Here is an 18311-nt window from a genome sequence, read left to right on the forward strand (position 1 = left end):
AACACTGATCTTGATCACCAGCACGGCTGCGGCCGATATCGGTGGGTAGGGTCGCTCTGTTCGTCGCCGACGCTCGCATCGCACTCGCGGAGGCGACCGCCAGCAGAGCCACTGCCTACATTAGAGAATTTTGTTTGCGTGCCACGCAGTTCCGGAAAATCAGAGCCAATCCGAGTAGATCCGACCAAATCCGCTTTACTGCAGTATATGTTGATGTGATAGTGCGATTATTCGCAGCATGCGGAGAAGGGGTGGCTCATGACTGATCGCTGGATGTCCGTCGAGGAGATCGCCGGCTATCTGGGTGTCAGCAAAGACACGGTCTACGGTTGGATAACCAAAAGAGATCTGCCGGCACATAAGGTCGGAAGGCTCTGGAAGTTCAAGTCGGATGAAGTTGATTCGTGGGTGAGAGCTGGCAAGGCTTGCGACGACAGTAGTGAGAATACGGCAAGCGATCCGCGGAAAAGCAAAGGGCCTGCCACGAGAGGGAAGAAATGAGCGAAGTCGCCTGTATTGATCTGTTCTGTGGTGCCGGCGGCTTGACGCATGGTCTCATCCGAGCGGGTGTCCCGGTCGTCGCGGGCATCGATGTCGATACGGCATGCCGCTATCCGTTTGAGGCCAATAATGGTGCGCGGTTCCTCACTAAAGATATCAAGAGCGTCAAGCCATCGGACCTGAACAAGTTGTATGGCGATGCAAGGATACGGATTCTGGCGGGCTGTGCTCCGTGCCAACCGTTCTCGACCTATTCCCAGCGGTACGACACCCTCACCAGCCCACGTTGGCCGCTGCTGTATCAGTTCGCGCGCCTCGTCAAATCCGTGCGCCCTGATATCGTCACCATGGAGAACGTGCCTCTGGTTGAAAAGCACGCGGTCTTCGACGACTTCGTCGCCACGCTTGAGCGACTGGGCTATAAAGTCTGGAGGAGCGTCGTGGATTGCACCCAATATGGGTTGCCTCAGACCAGACGGCGTATGGTCATCCTGGCGAGCTTGATCGGACCTATCGAGTTGATCTCGCCGACCCGCAAGAAACCGCGCACCGTCAAAGACGCGATCGGAAAGCTGCCCGCCATTGGGGCGGGAAGTGTCCACGACGACGATGCCTTCCATGTCTCCTCCAGGCTTTCGGATTTGAACCTGGAACGTATTCGTGCTTCCCGCCCCGGCGGGACGTGGCGTGATTGGCCGGAGCATTTGGTTGCCGAATGCCATCGGCGCGAAACGGGCCGCACCTATCCCGGCGTCTATGGACGCATGACTTGGGAAAATCCGTCTCCGACGATAACCACGCAATTCTACGGTTTCGGCAACGGCCGCTTCGGCCATCCCGAGCAGGACCGTGCGATCTCCCTGCGCGAAGGTGCGATCCTGCAGGGCTTCCCAAAGAAATACGCCTTCGTAGCGGAAAATGGTCCGGCCCATTTCAAAGCGCTGGGCCGGATGATCGGCAATGCGGTCCCGGTCGCTCTCGGCGAGGCGATCGGCCAAAGCATCGTGACCCATCTCGGCGTCGAGGCGCAGACAGATCAGGCGAAGAAGGGAGACACCGCGAATGTCGCGTGTAAGCCCCTCGTCGCATGAGGCGAGCCTCCGCATGGCTCGGGTGCGACAGAAGGGCACCGATGCTGAACTCTTTTTGCGCAAGGAATTGCACGCGAGAGGATTGCGCTATCGGTTACAAGTCCCGCTGCTGACCAAGCCACGGCGCGTTGCCGACATCGTGTTTCCCCGCGCCAGAATCGCCGTCTTCGTCGATGGCTGCTTCTGGCATGGGTGCCCGGAGCACGCTTCCTGGCCGAAGAGCAACGCGCAATTTTGGCGTGACAAAATTGAAGCCAATCGAGCCCGAGATGCGGACACCGATCGACGCCTCAGTGCTTCGGGTTGGCGTGTCATTCGCGTATGGGCGCATGAGCGCGCCGGCGAAGCAGCCGAACGCATCGAAAATATCGTTCGAGGCGGGGGCCGGTTGCAATGATCGTCGGGAATGCGAGCAGCTCGGCGGCTCAGATTGCTCATCACACGATTCCAGAGCCCGGTCAGTTGGTCGAAGCACGCCGACGGCAATGGATCGTATCGGAGGTCGATGGCGGATCGACCGCGCCGGGCGTTCCCAAACGCCACCTCATCCGATTGACGTCGATCGACGAAGACGCCCTCGGGGAGGAAATCGAAGTCCTCTGGGAGTTGGAGCCCGGCGCGCACGTCATTGAGCGAGCCGGCCTGCCTCGCATCACCGGCTTGGACGATCCGGCCTCCCTACAGGCGTTCCTTGATGCCGTCCGATGGGGCGCCGCCACCAACGCCGACAGGGCCTATCTCCAGGCTCCTTTCCGCAGCGGCGTCAGCATTGAGGACTTCCAGCTCGATCCATTGGTGCGAGCCATCGACATGGCCCGTACCAGCTTGCTCATCGCGGATGACGTTGGCCTCGGAAAGACGATCGAAGCCGGTCTGGTGATCCAGGAAATGCTCCTGCGCCATCGTGCCCGCACCGTTTTGGTGTTGTGCCCCGCGTCCCTTCAGGAGAAGTGGCGCACGGAGATGCAGGAGAAATTCGGTCTCGACTTCCGGATCGTCGATTCCGAGTTCGTCAAGCACCTGCGCCGTGAACGCGGCCTGCACGCCAATCCGTGGACGTCGTTTCCTCTCCTCATCACGTCGATGGATTGGGTGAAGCAAGGCGAAGGGCTGCGCCTGTTCCGGGACGCGCTGCCGCCCACTGTCACCCATCCTCGAAAATTCGATCTGCTGGTCATCGACGAAGCGCACAACATCGCGCCCACGGTCGGACACTATGCGGTCGAGAGCCTCCGTACCCGTTTGGTGCGACTGCTCGCGCCGCATTTCCAGCACAAGCTGTTTCTCACCGCCACGCCCCATGACGGCTACACCGAGTCGTTCACCGCTCTGCTCGAACTGCTCGACGACCAACGCTTCGCCCGAAACGTCCTGCCGAGCGAGCCCCAGCGCGCTCGGGTCATGGTGCGGCGGCTGAAAAGCGACTTGGTGGATGCGAACGGCAAGCGACTTTACCCGGTACGGCGTCTCGAAGGGCTCCCCATCAAGTATGAAGATGACGAGCGGCAGATCCGGCATCTTCTCAGCGATTACATATCGTCACGCGAGAATGGCGAGGGCGGTGCCCGAGCGGTCGATCGCTTCGTCCACCAATTGCTGCGCAAACGCCTCGCATCGTCGCCCGCCGCGTTCGCGGCGACACTGGAAAAGCACATTACGACGATCGAAGGCCGTTCGTCGGCCGACCAGACCAGGCGCAAGCTGGATGATCGCATCCTTCGCCGCGCCATCTCGAAGGCCGAAGAAGACTATGCCGACGACGCATTGCGCGAGGCGGCGGAAGACGACGCGCTCAGCGAAGCCGGCAAACACATCCGGCCGCCCAGTGAGCAAGAGCGGCGGATGCTGGAACGCCTGCGCTCCTGGGCGCAGCAAGCATCACGCAGAGCGGATTCCAAGGCGCGCGCGATATTGGAGTGGCTGGCCAAGCATCTCCAGGAGGGCGGCGAATGGACGAATGAGCGGGTCATCCTGTTCACCGAATACCGGACGACGCAGCAGTGGATGCAAGAGACGCTCGTGTCGCACGGCTTCGGCGGCGATCGGCTGGCGTTGATCTATGGCGGCATGGATCACGACGAACGTGAGGCCGTAAAGGCGGCGTTCCAGGCCAACCCTTCGGAATCGCCAGTCAGAATCCTGTTGGCGACCGACGCGGCATCCGAAGGCATCGACCTTCAGAACCACTGCCACCTGATGATCCATTTGGAAATTCCATACAATCCTAACGTGATGGAGCAGCGGAACGGGCGCATCGACCGTCACGGCCAACGCTCCAGCGAGGTGGTCATCTGGCATCCGGTTGATGACGAAGGCGATCACGGGCAGGATATCCTGCGAGCGCTTCGGAAGCTCGACGCCATGCGGGCCGACATGGGGAGCGTCAACCCGGTCATCGCGCCACAGCTCCCTGATCTGATCGAGGGGCGTCGGCGCGACTTGGACACCCGGCTGGCCGAAGCCCGCATGGAAAAATCGCGGCGCTTCGTTAAAGCCGAGCGAGACCTGCGGGATCGGGTCGCAAAGCTGCACGAGCGCCTCGCCGAGACCAAGCGCGAGCAAAATCTCACGCCCGATCACATCGAACGGGCGGTGAGAGCGGCGCTGCGCCTTTCGGACAAACCGGACCTCGGGGCCACGTCTATGCCCGGCGCTCCAGATGGGACCGTTTTCACCATGCCGGCGCTGTCCGGTTCATGGACGCGATGCCTGGAAGGGTTGGAGCATCCCTATACGAAGAAGGTCCGCCCCATCACGTTCGACCATGACGTGGCAAAGGGGCGCGATGACGTCGTTCTGGTGCATCTCAATCATCCCCTCGTCCAGATGAGCCTGCGTCTGTTGCGCGCCGAAATCTGGGCGCGGGACGACGTGAAGAAGATCCACCGCGTCTCGGCCCGTTCCTTGCCCGATGGCCAGCTCGAAGGCCCCGCCGTCATCGTGGTTTCTCGATTGGTCATCACGGGTGGCAGTCATCATCGCCTGCACGAGGAACTCACCGAGGCCGGCGGTTATCTGCGTGACGCTGGCTTCCGCCGCGAAGATCGCGTGACGGAGGTGCGCCGATGGCTTCAGGATTCCACCCCTGCCGCCTTGCCCGATACGACTTTCGCGGCGCTGCGCACCCGCTTCGATAAGCAGCGTGACTCCGTGTTGGGGTCGGTCGATGCGCGCTCCAAGGACCGCCTGCGCTTCCTGTCCAATTCGATCGACGCCCGTAAGGAACGAGAGAGCGACGACATTCGGCAGGTGCTCGACGATCTCGACACGGCCTTGCGGGCCGAACTCGTCGTCGACCATGAGCCGCAGCAACTCTCACTCTTTTCCGAGGACGAGCGCACCCAGCTCCGGCGCGATCACGCCGCCCTCGAAGCACGTCTCGCCCGCATTCCGCTGGAACGGGAGCAAGAGGTGCGTGCCATCGAGAATAGATATTCTAATGTCCGAGATCACACCTTTCCCGTCGCGGTCATCCTGCTCGTACCCGAGTCCCTGACGGAGGGGCAGCCTCGATGAGCACAAACCACGACTGGCTCAACCTCATAGAGGTATCTGGACCGTTTCTTGCCGTGCCGGTTCTGCGCGAGGTGCTGCCCCAAGGGCTGGAAGCCCTTATCTCCGGCCGTCCGCAGCGGTTGCGCGCCACCTATGACGAATGGCGTGATGCCGTCGATGCGGACGACGCCGACCTAGCGGCAATCCATTCGGCGTGGATCGACGAGGTTCTCCAGACCGCTCTCGAGGTGGACGATCAGGTTTTGCGCCGGACGGCAACTTTGCCGGAACGGCTGAAGGTGTCGCTGCCCGAACATGGTGTCACGATCGCGCCCGACCTAGCGATCGTAAATCCGACCCAGGGCGACGCCCCACTGCTACTCGTCCAGATCTACGATCCTGATACCGATCTCGACGTCACGTGGAATTACGACGGTCTGGCCACGACACCGGGAGACAGGATGGTGTCGCTGCTTCGCGCCGCTGGATGCCTGATCGGTCTCGTGACTAATGGCGAACGCTGGATGCTCGTTCACGCGCCGGTCGGTGCGGTCGCGAGTTTCGCCAGTTGGTATGCTCGCCTCTGGGGCCAGGAGCCCGAGACGCTGCGGGCCTTCGTCAGCTTGCTCGGAGTCCGTCGCTTCTTCGGTCCCGAAGCCGAAAGGCTGCCGGCGTTGTTCGAGCGGTCTCTGAAGCACCAGGACGACGTGACCGACGCGCTCGGCGAACAGGTCCGCCGCGCGGTAGAGGTGTTGGTCCAATCCCTTGACCGTGCCGACCAGGATCGTAATCGGGACCTGTTGCACGACGTCGATCCGAAGGAACTCTACGAGGCCGGCCTCACGGTCATGATGCGACTCGTCTTCCTGCTGGCGGCAGAAGAGCGCGGCCTGCTCCTTCTCGGTGACCCTCGCTACGATGCCTTCTATGCGCTCTCCAGCCTGCGTATGCAGTTGCGTGCCGACACAGAGGAGATACTCGAACGGCGCCGCTCGGCATGGTCGCGCCTGCTCGCGCTTTTTCGTGGCGTCTATGGCGGCATCGACCATCCGTTGCTGCGGCTGCCGGCAATGGGCGGCTCGCTCTTCGACCCGGATCGTTACCCCTTCCTCGAAGGCCGCAAGAAAGGCACGAACTGGCGGAGCGATCCCGCCGAGCCTTTGCCGATCGACGACCGGACGGTCCTGCTCCTGCTGGAGGCGATTCAGACCTTCGAAGGCCGCACGCTGTCCTATCGTGCGCTCGACGTGGAACAGATCGGTCACGTCTATGAAGGTCTCCTCGAACGCACGGTCCAGCGCGTCGATGACGTAACACTCGAACTCGAAGGATCGGCCAAGGCCAAGAATGCTCGCGTCGCGCTCGGCGAGATCGAGTCCGCGCGCCTAGACGGCACCGCCAAGATCGTCGATCTCCTGAAGGAGCGGAGCGAGCGTTCCGAGCCCGCCATTCGAAACGCCATCGGCCGGGAACCGGATGAGCGCGTGGCGGCGCGGCTGCTCACCGTTTGCCGCGGTGACGTGGCCCTGCGTGACCGTATCCTGCCGTATGCCGAACTCTTGCGAACGGACCCGTGGGGATACCCTCTGGTCCATCACGCCGACGCTTTCGTCGTCGTCCTCGGCGCCGATCGGCGCGAGAGCGGAACGCATTACACACCCAAGAGCCTGACCGAGAAGATCGTCGAGGAGACACTGACCCCGGTCGTCTATCGCGGCCCGGCCGAAGGCGCGGCGCGCGAGGATTGGAAGCTCAGGAGCGGCGACGAACTCCTCGACCTGAAGATCTGCGATCCCGCGATGGGATCGGGTGCGTTCCTCGTGCAGGCTTGCCGCTGGCTCGCCGACCGGCTCGTCGAAGCCTGGTCCCATATGGAAGCGGCGGGCAGCCAGATCGACAGCGAAGGCCTCATCCGGGCCGCCGATGACCCGGCCGGGTTCGAGCCGCTGTCGCGCGATACCGAAGAGCGCGCCATCCTCGCGCGTCGCCTGATCGCCGAGCGCTGCCTCTACGGCGTCGACAAAAATCCGCTTGCGGTCGAGCTCGCTAAGCTGTCGCTTTGGCTGACCACGCTCGCGAAGGGGCGGCCTTTCGGCTTCCTCGATCACAACCTGCGGAGCGGCGACAGCCTACTCGGCATTCATGATCTCGGCCAGCTCGTTGAGCTGGATATGAAGCCGAAGGGCAATGCGCAGCTCCGTCTTTTCGGCCGAACCATCCGGTCTGCAGTCGACAAGGCGCTCGCACTTCGAAGCCAGCTTCGGTCGATCCCCATCCGCGACATCGGCGATGTTGAGGCGATGGCCGCGCTCGACGCTCAATCGCGTAATGAACTCGCCCTGCCTGAACTGATCGCCGACGCTCTCGTCGGCATCGTCCTCGCTGGAGAACGCGCAGTGAATATTACGGCGCTGGCGACCATTGCCGACGAGGCCGCAGGCGGTGACGCAAATGCACAGGCTCGCCTGCTGCGGCAGGCAATGGCCGACTTTGCAGGTGATACTTCCGATGGCGCTCCCCGCCGCCCGCTTCATTGGCCGCTCGAATACCCAGAGGTCTTTCTGCGAAACAATGGTGGGTTCGATGCTTTCGTCGGCAATCCGCCGTTCCTGGGAGGGCAACGGATCACTGGCGTAGCCGGCACCGTTTATCGGAATTGGCTCGTGAAGCAGATCGCCGAGGGGCGTCGTGGATCGGCCGATCTGGTCGCGTACTTTTTCCTGCGCGCCTACTCGCTCTTGCGAGACGAAGGCGGCTTTGGGCTGCTCGCCGTCAACACCATCGCTGAAGGCGACACACGGCAGGTTGGGTTGGAGGCCATGGTCAGCGGTGGTGCGGTAATCCATGCTGCTTATCCGAATGAACCCTGGCCTGGAAAGGCAGCGGTCGTCACCAGTCGCGTTCATATCCACAAGGGTGAGTGGCGCGGTAGGTGTTCATTGCGCGGACACCCCACCGCATTTGTGTCGGCCTATCTTGCCGATCGGCAAGAGTGGAGCCCAAAAGCGCTGAAGGCTGCGGAGAATATTGCCTTCATTGGCTCCTACGTGCTCGGAAAGGGCTTTGTGCTTTCGCCGGACGAAGCACAGCAGATGTTGGATGCCGACCCTAAAAATGCCGACGTAATCCTACCTTATCTTGATGGAGACGATCTCAAATCAATTCCAGAGCAGCGACCTACTCGATGGGTAATAAGTTTCTGGGACTGGTCGGAGGAGCGCGCGCAAGAGTACGAATTGCCGTGGCAGCGGATAGAAGATCGGGTCAAACCAGAACGCCAACGCCTCAACGAACAAGGTGAGTTCGTACTTCGAAAGCCTCTACCCGAGCGATGGTGGCAATTCGGCGAAAAGCGTCCTGGCCTCTATCATGCGGTAGGTCGCGGTCGCCATTTTGAACAGCACCCCAAGGATTGGGATGCACAGGCCGAGCCGCTCCAGCACATCTTCGTGGCGGGGCGCGTGGGAAAATACTTCAATCCATCCGTAGTGTCGAACGACGTCATCTTCCACGAGAAATGCGTCGTTTTCGCCGTCGCGGAAGCCTATGCCTACGCGGCGATTTTCAATTCATCCCCAGTCGACGCTTGGGTTTGGAAGCAATCCTCTCGAATGAAGCTTGATCTGAATTTCTCACCGTCCGATGCGGTTGAGACTTTTCCTTTCTTAGAATCCTCCGATATCGTTCGCTTCGACGGGCTTGGCCGGGAATACCTACAATCGCGGCACGAGTTGATGACCGATCCGGCCAATCCCATCGGTCTCACAAAACTCTATAACCGCTTCCATGACGCGGCCGACACCGTTCGCTCAATAGAGCGACTTCGCGAGCAGCACCGCGAAATCGACGCGGCAGTCATGCGTGCCTACGGGTGGGACGACATCGACCTCGGGCATGGCTATCACGAACAACCGAACCTCGCGGAGAATGACCGCGTGAGGTTCACCATCTCCGACGCAGCCCGCGCTGAAGTTCTATTTCGCTTCGCGGAATTGAACCGTAACCAGTACCAAAAAGAGGTCGAAGCGGGACCTCATAAGGCAGCCAAGAAGCAAAAGTCCGGCAAGAAACGAGCCAGCCCGGACGTTGGCGATCTCTTCAATGCCGAGATGGAGGCCGTCGATGACTGACACCAGCCAAATGGCGGTCGACCTCAACGTGCTCGTATGCCTCAAAGAAAGGGCCTGCCGATGACGAAACCCACCGCCGATCAAGCGCAGGCCAGCCCGACCAAGCGGTTCTTCGTGTCGATGCTGACGCGCGACATCAACCTTGCTGATGCGATCCTCGACCTTCTCGACAACTGCCTCGACGGCGCGCTCCGAATGGCTGATGGCGGCAATGTCGACTATGCGCAGCATTTCGTGAAAATCGAGCTCGCTGGCGATCATTTCTCGATCGAAGATAATTGCGGCGGCATCCCGCGCGAGGTCGCCAAGAATTATGCCTTCAAGATGGGCCGCGAGCCTGACGACGATCGTGACTCCGAAACTGAGACCATCGGCATGTATGGTGTCGGCATGAAGCGTGCGATCTTCAAGATGGGGCGTGAAGCGCTGGTGCGAACCCGCCATGGGGATGACACGTTCGAAGTGCCAATCACTTCGGCTTGGCTCGAAGCCAAGGGCTGGGATCCGCTACCGATCAACGAGCCGACGGAAGCGAGCGAGAAGCTCGCCGAGCCCGGCACCGTCATCCGGGTAGACGAATTATACGAGGGCGTCGCCAGACACTTTGCTAACGAGGCATTCGAGAACGAAGTCCGCACGGCCATCTCCGAACATTTTACGATGTTCCTTCAATGGGGGCTGAAGGTCGATCTCAATGGCAAGCCGGTGGAGCCCGTTTTCGTAGAAGTGCTGGTATCCGACCGCGCCGATGGTCCGGCGCCGTTCGTTTTCCAGAAGACCATCGACGATGTGCTCGTTTCAATCACCGTTGGCCTCAACACGGGGCGTAACCTCGGTAATGATGACGAGGATGAACCAGGCTTCGAGCGCGACCGCTCGTCGGCGACCGCCGGTTGGACAGTCCTGTGTAACGATCGCGCGGTGATCGTCGGCGATAAGAGCCGTCTGACGGGCTGGGGCGATGGCATTCCGCTGTACCATCCGCAGTTCGCGATCATTACCGGTATCATTGAGTTCCGATCCAAGCTTGCCGACAAACTTCCGGTCACGACGACGAAGCGCGCGCTCGACACGTCGTCGAACGTGTGGCTCGAGTCTTTAGTAAAGATGAAAGAAGGTATGCGGATCTGGATTTCGTATACCAATCAGTGGAAGAACCATCCCCGTGCCGACCAGTCGAATTACTGGGAGGACTCAAAGCCATTGTCTTTGAGCAAGACGATCGCGGCCATCGCTTTGCGCAGCGATGTGAAAACGAGCGATAGCCAGATTGAGTTCAACCCGCAGAAGGCGAAGGTTTTGCCGGAACCTCCCGGAAAGACGCCGTCGTCTAGGCGCATCGTGTTTTCGCGGCCCGTCGAAGAAATACGGCTCGTTTCGAAAATGCTATTCGACGTCGATGACGAAAAACCGGGCATCGTTGGCGAGAAATGTTTCGAGCTTACGCTGGCCAAAGCGCAGAAACAAGGTGCTTGAGATATGAGCGCCGGATCTTCGCTTCCCTACCGGCTGAGGCCGAACAAGGCAGTCGACCGAGAATTGTTTCTCTCGCTGTTGATGCGGTTGGCTCCTGTCCTTTCATTGGAGAAATATCATTACGTCGGTCTCGGCGGACCTTTTCTCGAAGACTTCCGGTTGGTTCATGCCAGGCTCGGCGTCGGGAGGATGACCTGCGTAGAAACTGAGGCGGAGGTCCATAAGCGGCAGCAGTTCAATCGGCCCGTCGCCTCGATCGAATGTGTGCACAAAACCCTCGAAGATTATCTCGACGGACACGATTTCGAGGTGCCCGCTATTGTCTGGTTCGACTACACCGAACCCAAGGGTGTTACCGCGCAAATTGAACGCTTTGCTCGCACTATCGGCACTGTGCCTTTGGGGAGCGTGCTTCGGATAACATTGAATGCCAATCCCGAATCGCTCGGCAAGCCGCTCCCAAGCGACATCTCCGTGGAGGTCGGAGATGCTGCATCCGGTGATCGTGCGGCAAAACCAACGGTGCAGGAGTGGCGCCTAGCTCGGTTCAAGGAGCGGGTCGGTCAGCTTTTCCCGAGCGGCCTGTCTCCCGAAGGCATGACGCATAAGACCTACGGCGCGAGCGTGCTGCGCGTTCTCAAGTTGGCGGTCGAAAAGGAAGCGCTCAATTTTCGCGATCGCAAGATCGTATGGTCACTGGCGACCCACTACAAGGATGGCCAGGCCATGGTGACGGCAGCACTTGTCGTGTGCGCAGCCGCCGACGCCTCCATCGAGAAGCTCCTAAAGGAATGGGAGTTTCTTTCGACGCCGGACGATCCCCATCGCCTTGATCTGCCTGCTCTCTCCACGCTTGAGCGGTTGACCATGGAGTCGAACGATGACGTCCGGGAAAAAATGGCCTTCGACCTCCCCAAATCTGACATGGGGGAAGACCCTATAACTGTCTTCAAGAAATTCTACCGCATCTATCCACATTTCTCGCGCGTCGAGCTGTAGAGATTTATTCGGGGGCGACGCATGAGCTTGACTGATGATCCAAACGCGCAGAGTTGGCTTGCCAAGGAACCGACTTGGCTCGGCCCGTGCATAGCTCGATTGAACGGCGAGCGTTCGGACTATTCGGCGGTCGATGAAGGACATTGGATCATCGCGGCCGAAGCCGATGGCACACTGACACGAGCCGGTCGAATTTTGCGCATTCGCGGCGATCTCGACAGCACGACGATCTATTTCGACCATGTGCATACGTTCCGGTCGTCGGGTACGGTATTCGGCCTCGGGCTGACGCTGCCGACCGGCCCGATCGCGCGCCTCCGGCCGGAAGACTTGGCGGTGATTTTCGCTCTCGACGGCATTTCGATCAGCGATGTTCCGGTCATCCAAAACGTCGCCTATGTGCGCGACCTGCTCGAAATAGCGGTCCGCGACGACCTGCTCGGTCCCGCCGGCGGACCGCACGAACTCATCAAGGACATGAGCGTCCGGGACCGCTATCTGGTCGGCAAGCTCGCGCCGCGGCGGCCGAGCGACACCGATACCGTCACCGTCGAGCCCGCGGCCGGTGCAGACGAAATCCGCGACATCGAAGATGAGCGGGCCGCGCCAATCCACGAACCTGGCGCCGAGTTCGCCAGCGTCTCCGGTCGCGTGGAGCCGGAAGACGACGCCCTCGACGAAATCGACACCACGAACAATCAGTCACTCGTCCCGTCGAGCATGGGGTTCACCTTCTGCGTCGCGCCGGGCGTAGAGGCGCTGGCCGCGGATGTCCGGTGGGGACGCTATGAGCGTGTTCCGGGCGATGAGCACGATGTCGTCAAGACCCGCAAGAACCGGGCGACCGGCCGGGAAGAAGAAGCCAAGGTCAAGGTGTGGCGGCGAATCCCGTGCGGTGGCGTCGTTCCCCTGCCGCTGAGGGATGGGCCGATACGACCGGCGACGCCGGATCGTGACCAGCCTGAAGTGAGGCTTCAAGGGACGATCCGCACAAACGCCCAAGGGGAGCACCTCGTCACTCTATTCCTCGTGAACGGCCAGTTGGAGCCTGACGACAACAAGGATCGCGCTTGGCTGTTCCAACCAGAAATCTCGGTGGCCGCGCCCGAAGGCGCTGCAGATTCGTCGATCTTCAGACGACGTCCTTCTAACGAAATCGTCGTGGATGACCCGGAACGTGATCGCCTCGCCCTGATCTATCGCAACCGACTCGAGTTCGCCGTCGGCCACGGCGTCTCCGTCCATGCCGACACGACGTCGGGCGACTCTGCAAAGGCTTCGCACCTCCGCACGGAAATCATCCCGCGCTATGAGGTCGCCGTCACTGAAACACCGGGCCTTGATCCGGACGACCGGCCGGCCATGCGCCGTATGGTCGATGAGGGGTGGCTCGACATGGGGCGGCTCGCGGAGATGGAACCGCAGCAATTGCGCAATGCCCTGTCGTGCCTGGTCGACGACTATGCCGTCTGGATCGGGGAGCAGAGAACACGGCTGAAAACCGAGATCACGGGCTTCGATGACCCTGGAAAGGACGTGATCGCCCGTTGCGAGGAAACCTTGCGCCGCCTGCGCGAGGGAATGGACACGCTTTTTGCCGACGCCGCGGCGCTATCGGCGTTCCGCTTCGCCAACAAGTCGATGGCGCTCCAGCGTGTCCGGAGCCTCTATGCACTCAAACGCAGGCGCGGCGAGGCGGCCGGTGTCACGCAGCTCGACATCCCAAAGAATCGATCCTGGCGCCCTTTCCAGTTGGCTTTCCTCCTATTGTCGGTGCCATCTCTCGCCGACCCCGCGCATTCCGATCGGACGAAACCGGCGGAAGCCTTCGCCGATCTCCTCTGGTTCCCGACCGGCGGTGGCAAGACCGAAGCCTATCTGGGCGTAGCGGCCTTTGCCATGGCGATGCGCCGATTGAAGGACGATCTCGGCGGCCTCGATGCCTCCCGCGGCTTGGCAGTCATCATGCGGTACACGCTGCGCCTGCTGACTCTGCAACAGTTCCAACGCGCCACGGCTCTCTTGTGCGCAATGGAAGTGATCCGGCGCGCCGATGAGAAGCTTTGGGGCAAGGAGCCCTTCTCGTTGGGGTTGTGGGTCGGCAATCGGGTGACGCCAGGCCGAACCGCCGACGCTCACCAAGCAATCGAGGCGCTGCGGAATGGCGACCGGAATAAATCCGGTATCGCGTCGCCCGCGCAACTGACGAGCTGCCCGTGGTGCGGTTCCGAAATCTCGCCGGGTCGCGACATTGAGGTCGATCGGATAGCCGGCCGAACGCTCATCCATTGCAGCGACAAACTCGGCACCTGCGAATTTTCACGGGCCGGCTCCGGCGGCCTTCCGCATCCCGGCTTGCCCGTGAAAGTGGTCGATGAGGAAATTTATCATCGTCCTCCGACGATGATGATCGCCACCGTGGACAAGTTCGCCATGATGGCCTGGCGGCCGGAAGTGCGGACTCTCTTCGGCCGGGTCGATGAAGAATGTGAACGTCACGGCTTGCTCTGGCCGGGCCACGACTGCGGCACCGGGCACCGCGCACGCGGCGCCTATCCCGCCGCGAGGGTGAAGCCGGTGCGCGCCGCCGTCCGGCCTCCCGACCTCATCATCCAGGATGAGTTTCACCTCATCAGCGGCCCGCTTGGCACCATGGTCGGTCTCTATGAGAGCGCCGTCGACGAGCTGAGTTCTTGGGTACTCGGAGATACGAAGGTCCGGCCGAAGGTGGTGGCATCGACGGCCACGGTCCGGCGAGCCGAAGACCAGGTGCGTAACGTATTCATGCGTCGCATCTCGGTCTTTCCGCCCACCGGCCTCGACGTGGAGGACAATTTCTTTTCGGTTCAGCGCCCCATCGGCGAGAAACCCGGTCGCCGCTACATGGGCATCTGCGCGCCCGGCAGTTCGAGGCCAGCCGTTCTGATCCGAACCTATACGGCCTTCCTCACCGCCGCACAGGCTCTCTTCGATCGCTTCGGCCCGGTCGCAGATCCCTACATGACGCTCGTCGGCTATTTCAATTCGCTGCGCGAGTTGGGCGGGATGAAGCGTCTCGCCGAGGACGACGTGCAGACGCGCTCCTTCCGTGTGAACATGAGCTTGGTCGACCGTCCGGGGCTGTCACAACGTCGCGTCGATGACGTTCGGGAACTCACCTCCCGCGTCTCCAGTCACGACATCCCGCGCTATCTCGATCAGCTCGAAGTACCGTTCAATGGGACGCTCGATCCCAAGACGGGTGAATGGGCTGAGAACAGGGCTCTCGGCGATCCGCGTCCGATCGACGTCGTTCTGGCCACCAATATGCTGTCGGTCGGCGTGGACGTGAACCGTCTCGGCGTGATGGTCGTCAATGGCCAGCCGAAAGGAACGGCGGAGTATATCCAGGCGACCAGCCGCGTCGGCCGCTCTCCACCTGGCCTGGTCGCCACCGTGCTCACTTGGGCACGCCCGCGCGACCTCTCCCATTACGAGACGTTCGAACACTACCACGCGACCTTCTATCAGCACGTCGAGGCTCAATCCGTGACACCATTTTCCCCGCGTGCGCTGGATCGTGGTCTCACGGGCGCGATGCTGTCGATCATGCGAAACAGCTACGATCCTTTCGCGCCCAACACGGGTGCGGGCGCGATGAACAGTCCGAGCCGACCGGAGATGATGACGACGATCGGCGTCGTGTCCGAACGAACCTGGGAGGTCACGGAAGACTCGGCGAAGAAGGCCTTGACCGAACGAGAGCTGAAGCACCGCGCCGACGATTGGGCGAAAGAGGCCGGCGTTGGAGGTCGCACGCTCGTCTATCAGAAATATGGGGCAGGCCCGACGGCCTATCCCCTTTTGGAGAATCCCGGCGTGAAGCCTTGGACGGACTGGACCGTTCCGATGTCGATGCGGGAGGTCGAACCCGGCGTGAGGTTGGTGATGGAAGACGCGCGCTCGACGAATGATCCCGCCTGGCGAGCCCGTGTCACTCCGGCCGATGGGGGTGACGCATGAGCAAGACGCCCGTAGGTGAAATCCGTCCGAGCCAGCTGTTGTGGACTTACGGTCCCGGCGCTCTCATCGACTTACCCAATCTATCGGTCGTCACCATGGGGATCGACCGTTGGGAAAGAGACAGATGCCAGCCCATACAAGAGGCACGGTTGCTGGCGAACGTCCGAAGCGTTCTCGGCCCCCAAGTGGAATCGCTACGCATGCCGCCACTCGGCGATCGCGATGTCGTCGATCCATTCTCGCCCGCGGCGCTGATCGGTGTTCCGGTGAAACCGTTTCCCCGATGGCTGCGGTGCGTGAAATGCGGTTTGCTGTCACCATTCGACGCCGGCTTGTTCAAGCTGAAAGAAAACCGATACCGGCCGGAGCTGACACGCTTCGTGCATGAAGGATGCCGGGGCTCGAACAACGACCAGCGTGCCAAAGACGCCGATGCGGTGCCGGCTCGCTTCCTGATGGCCTGCCGCGCAGGGCATCTGGATGATTTTCCGTGGCATTGGTTCGTTCATGGCGGCCTTGACGATTGCCGTGGAACATTACGCTTCTTCGAAAGCGGAGCATCGCTGCAAACCGAAAATCTCTGGGTCAAATGCGATGCCTGTGGTGCCGCGAAAAACATGGCACAGGCCTTCGGCCAGGCAGGTAGAGACAACCTCCCCGCCTGCCGCGGAAGGCATCCCCATATCGATCGGTTCGATGATGACTGCCCCGAAGATCCTCGGGCGATCCTTCTCGGCGCGACCAACGGCTGGTTCCCTGTCACGTTGTCGGTTCTCGCCATTCCTCAAACAGGAAGTCCCTTGGCGCAGCTCGTCGGCGATGGCTGGACCTTCTTCGAAGATGTTTCCTCGGTCGACGAAGTCGGTTTCGTGGTCAAGACGCTAAAGAAAACGGCCCAGCTCTCTGGCATCGAACAGTTCACTAGCGAACAGATCTGGGCCGCCATAGAAGCCCATCGGAATGGTGGCGCGGATATCGATCAAAGTGACCTCAAGGAACCGGAATGGCAGGTTCTGACGGCGGATGATCCGCCGACCGACTATCCGCATTTCATGAGCAAGAAGGTGGGCATCCCGAAAGGCTTCGAAACCGCGATCACGCGCGTCCTGCTGTTGGAGCGGTTGCGCGAGGTCAATGCCTTGCTCGGTTTCACCCGCGTCGAATCCCCGGACGAAGGATCGGGTGACGATGCGGCACCACGCGCTCCGCTGGGGCGCGCGGCTCCCGATTGGGTGCCGGCGACGCAAGTTCACGGCGAGGGAATCTTCGTGCGCTTCGACGCCGACGCCCTGGACGCTTGGGCTGAGCAAGATGCGGTGAAAGATGTCGATGCTCGTTTGCGAACGGGGCATCGTGGATGGCGCCAAAAACGGAATCTCGACCCGAGAGAGGGCTATCCCGGCGTGCGATACGTGTTTCTACACACTTTGGCCCACATGCTGATCAGGGAACTGGCTCTCGAGTGCGGATACAATGCCGCCAGCATCCGTGAACGGATATATGGAGAAGTCGACGGCGAAAAAGAACAAGCTGGAATTCTGATTTATACCGCCGCCGCAGATTCCGACGGAACGCTCGGCGGTTTGGTCGAATTGGGCAAACCAGAAAACCTAGGGAGGTTGCTTCGCCAGGCCTTGGACCGCGCCCATGTCTGCGCTTCCGATCCGCTGTGCTCCGAGCACGATCCGAGCAAAGACCAGTCGCTGCATGGCGCCTCCTGCCATGCCTGCTCCTTTGTCTCGGAAACATCGTGCGAAAGGGGCAATCGGCATCTGGACCGCGCGTTGGTGGTTCCCACGCTTGAAAATCCCAACGCAGCATTCTTCCGGAACTCATGATGGATCCGCTCTTGAACGCGGTCACGAAACTCGTGGCCTTGGTGTCGCCATCGAAGATCGAAGCAATTGCGTCCCGACTGCGTGGCACGCACCCTTCTGATGGCGAGCAAAATCTCCAGGAAGTCGTTGGCACGCCCGCCGCCCGATCTGCGTTGGGCGCGGTAATGATGGCTTGGCGGGACACCGCGTTGACCGGCGACATCCTGGCAGGAATGCTGCTGGGAGCGGCTCATACCAGGCAACAGACACAGCGAGATCATAACGTTGAACTCGTGTGGACCGGGCCAACGACGCCATTCGTCGCGACCCGTCGTACCGACCAGGTGCTTTTGGATCTCATTCGACAGGCGAAGCGAGAGGTTTTTATCGTGAGCTTCGTAGCCTACGATGTTCCTTCCGTCGTTGCCGCTCTCAACGACGCCATCGATCGAGGCGTCGATACCCGTATTCTCGTCGAGGCTTCTTTGACCCAAGGGGGCAGTTTGCTCGTCGATCCGGTGGCGACGATGAGAAATGCTGTTCCCTCGGCCCGGCTATATGTCTGGACCGATCGCCCGCATCCATTCACCAACGGTCGTGTCCACGCGAAGGTGGCCGTCGCGGACAGCACCATTGCATTCTTGACGAGTGCCAATTTGACGGGACACGCACTAGAAAAGAACATGGAGGCAGGTGTTCTGCTGACTGGCGGATCAACTCCATCCAATTTGCGTGATCATATGTTTGCACTGATCGAAACAAAGGTAATCAGATCTACTTAGCCAAATCGGTATCGGAGC

The 18311-nt window shown here is 60.9% G+C and carries 10 protein-coding genes; all 10 read left to right on the forward strand.

The window, feature by feature from the left end; genetic code table 11:
• Positions 1-258 precede the first annotated feature (258 nt).
• From mads1 to drmC, 10 genes are read left to right on the forward strand one after another with little or no spacing between them, the layout of a single operon-like run.
• A complete protein-coding gene (gene mads1 / locus JET14_RS15075; RefSeq protein WP_200334568.1) occupies positions 259-501 on the forward strand; it encodes a methylation-associated defense system helix-turn-helix domain-containing protein MAD1 in 243 nt (80 codons plus the stop codon).
• Positions 498-1592 (forward strand): DNA cytosine methyltransferase, encoded by a 1095-nt coding sequence (locus JET14_RS15080; protein WP_200334569.1) that lies wholly within the window; start codon positions 498-500, stop codon positions 1590-1592. Before mads1 ends, JET14_RS15080 begins: the two co-directional genes overlap by 4 nt.
• The gene (locus tag JET14_RS15085; protein ID WP_200334571.1) at positions 1564-1989 is read left to right on the forward strand and encodes a very short patch repair endonuclease; all 426 of its coding nucleotides are present in this window, start codon (positions 1564-1566) and stop codon (positions 1987-1989) included. The genes JET14_RS15080 and JET14_RS15085 overlap by 29 nt, the downstream gene beginning before the upstream one ends.
• Positions 1986-5108 (forward strand): DISARM system SNF2-like helicase DrmD, encoded by a 3123-nt coding sequence (gene drmD / locus JET14_RS15090; protein WP_200334573.1) that lies wholly within the window; start codon positions 1986-1988, stop codon positions 5106-5108. Before JET14_RS15085 ends, drmD begins: the two co-directional genes overlap by 4 nt.
• Entirely contained in the window at positions 5105-9217 is a 4113-nt protein-coding gene (locus JET14_RS15095) for an Eco57I restriction-modification methylase domain-containing protein (protein WP_200334575.1), read from the forward strand. Before drmD ends, JET14_RS15095 begins: the two co-directional genes overlap by 4 nt.
• A 60-nt stretch (positions 9218-9277) precedes the next feature.
• Complete coding sequence (locus JET14_RS15100) at positions 9278-10693, forward strand: ATP-binding protein (protein ID WP_200334577.1); 1416 nt, start codon at positions 9278-9280, stop codon at positions 10691-10693.
• A 3-nt stretch (positions 10694-10696) separates the two neighbouring features.
• The gene (locus JET14_RS15105) at positions 10697-11692 is read left to right on the forward strand and encodes an O-methyltransferase (RefSeq protein ID WP_200334579.1); all 996 of its coding nucleotides are present in this window, start codon (positions 10697-10699) and stop codon (positions 11690-11692) included.
• A 21-nt stretch (positions 11693-11713) separates the two neighbouring features.
• Positions 11714-15694 (forward strand): DISARM system helicase DrmA, encoded by a 3981-nt coding sequence (drmA, locus tag JET14_RS15110; RefSeq protein WP_200334581.1) that lies wholly within the window; start codon positions 11714-11716, stop codon positions 15692-15694.
• Complete coding sequence (gene drmB, locus JET14_RS15115; protein WP_200334583.1) at positions 15691-17532, forward strand: DUF1998 domain-containing protein; 1842 nt, start codon at positions 15691-15693, stop codon at positions 17530-17532. The genes drmA and drmB overlap by 4 nt, the downstream gene beginning before the upstream one ends.
• On the forward strand, positions 17532-18293 hold the full coding sequence (gene drmC / locus JET14_RS15120) for a DISARM system phospholipase D-like protein DrmC (protein WP_210342046.1): 762 nt from the start codon (positions 17532-17534) through the stop codon (positions 18291-18293). Before drmB ends, drmC begins: the two co-directional genes overlap by 1 nt.
• The last annotated feature ends 18 nt before the right edge of the window (positions 18294-18311 follow it).

Origin of the sequence: Martelella lutilitoris (assembly GCF_016598595.1) — a bacterium.
GTDB lineage: Bacteria > Pseudomonadota > Alphaproteobacteria > Rhizobiales > Rhizobiaceae > Martelella > Martelella lutilitoris_A.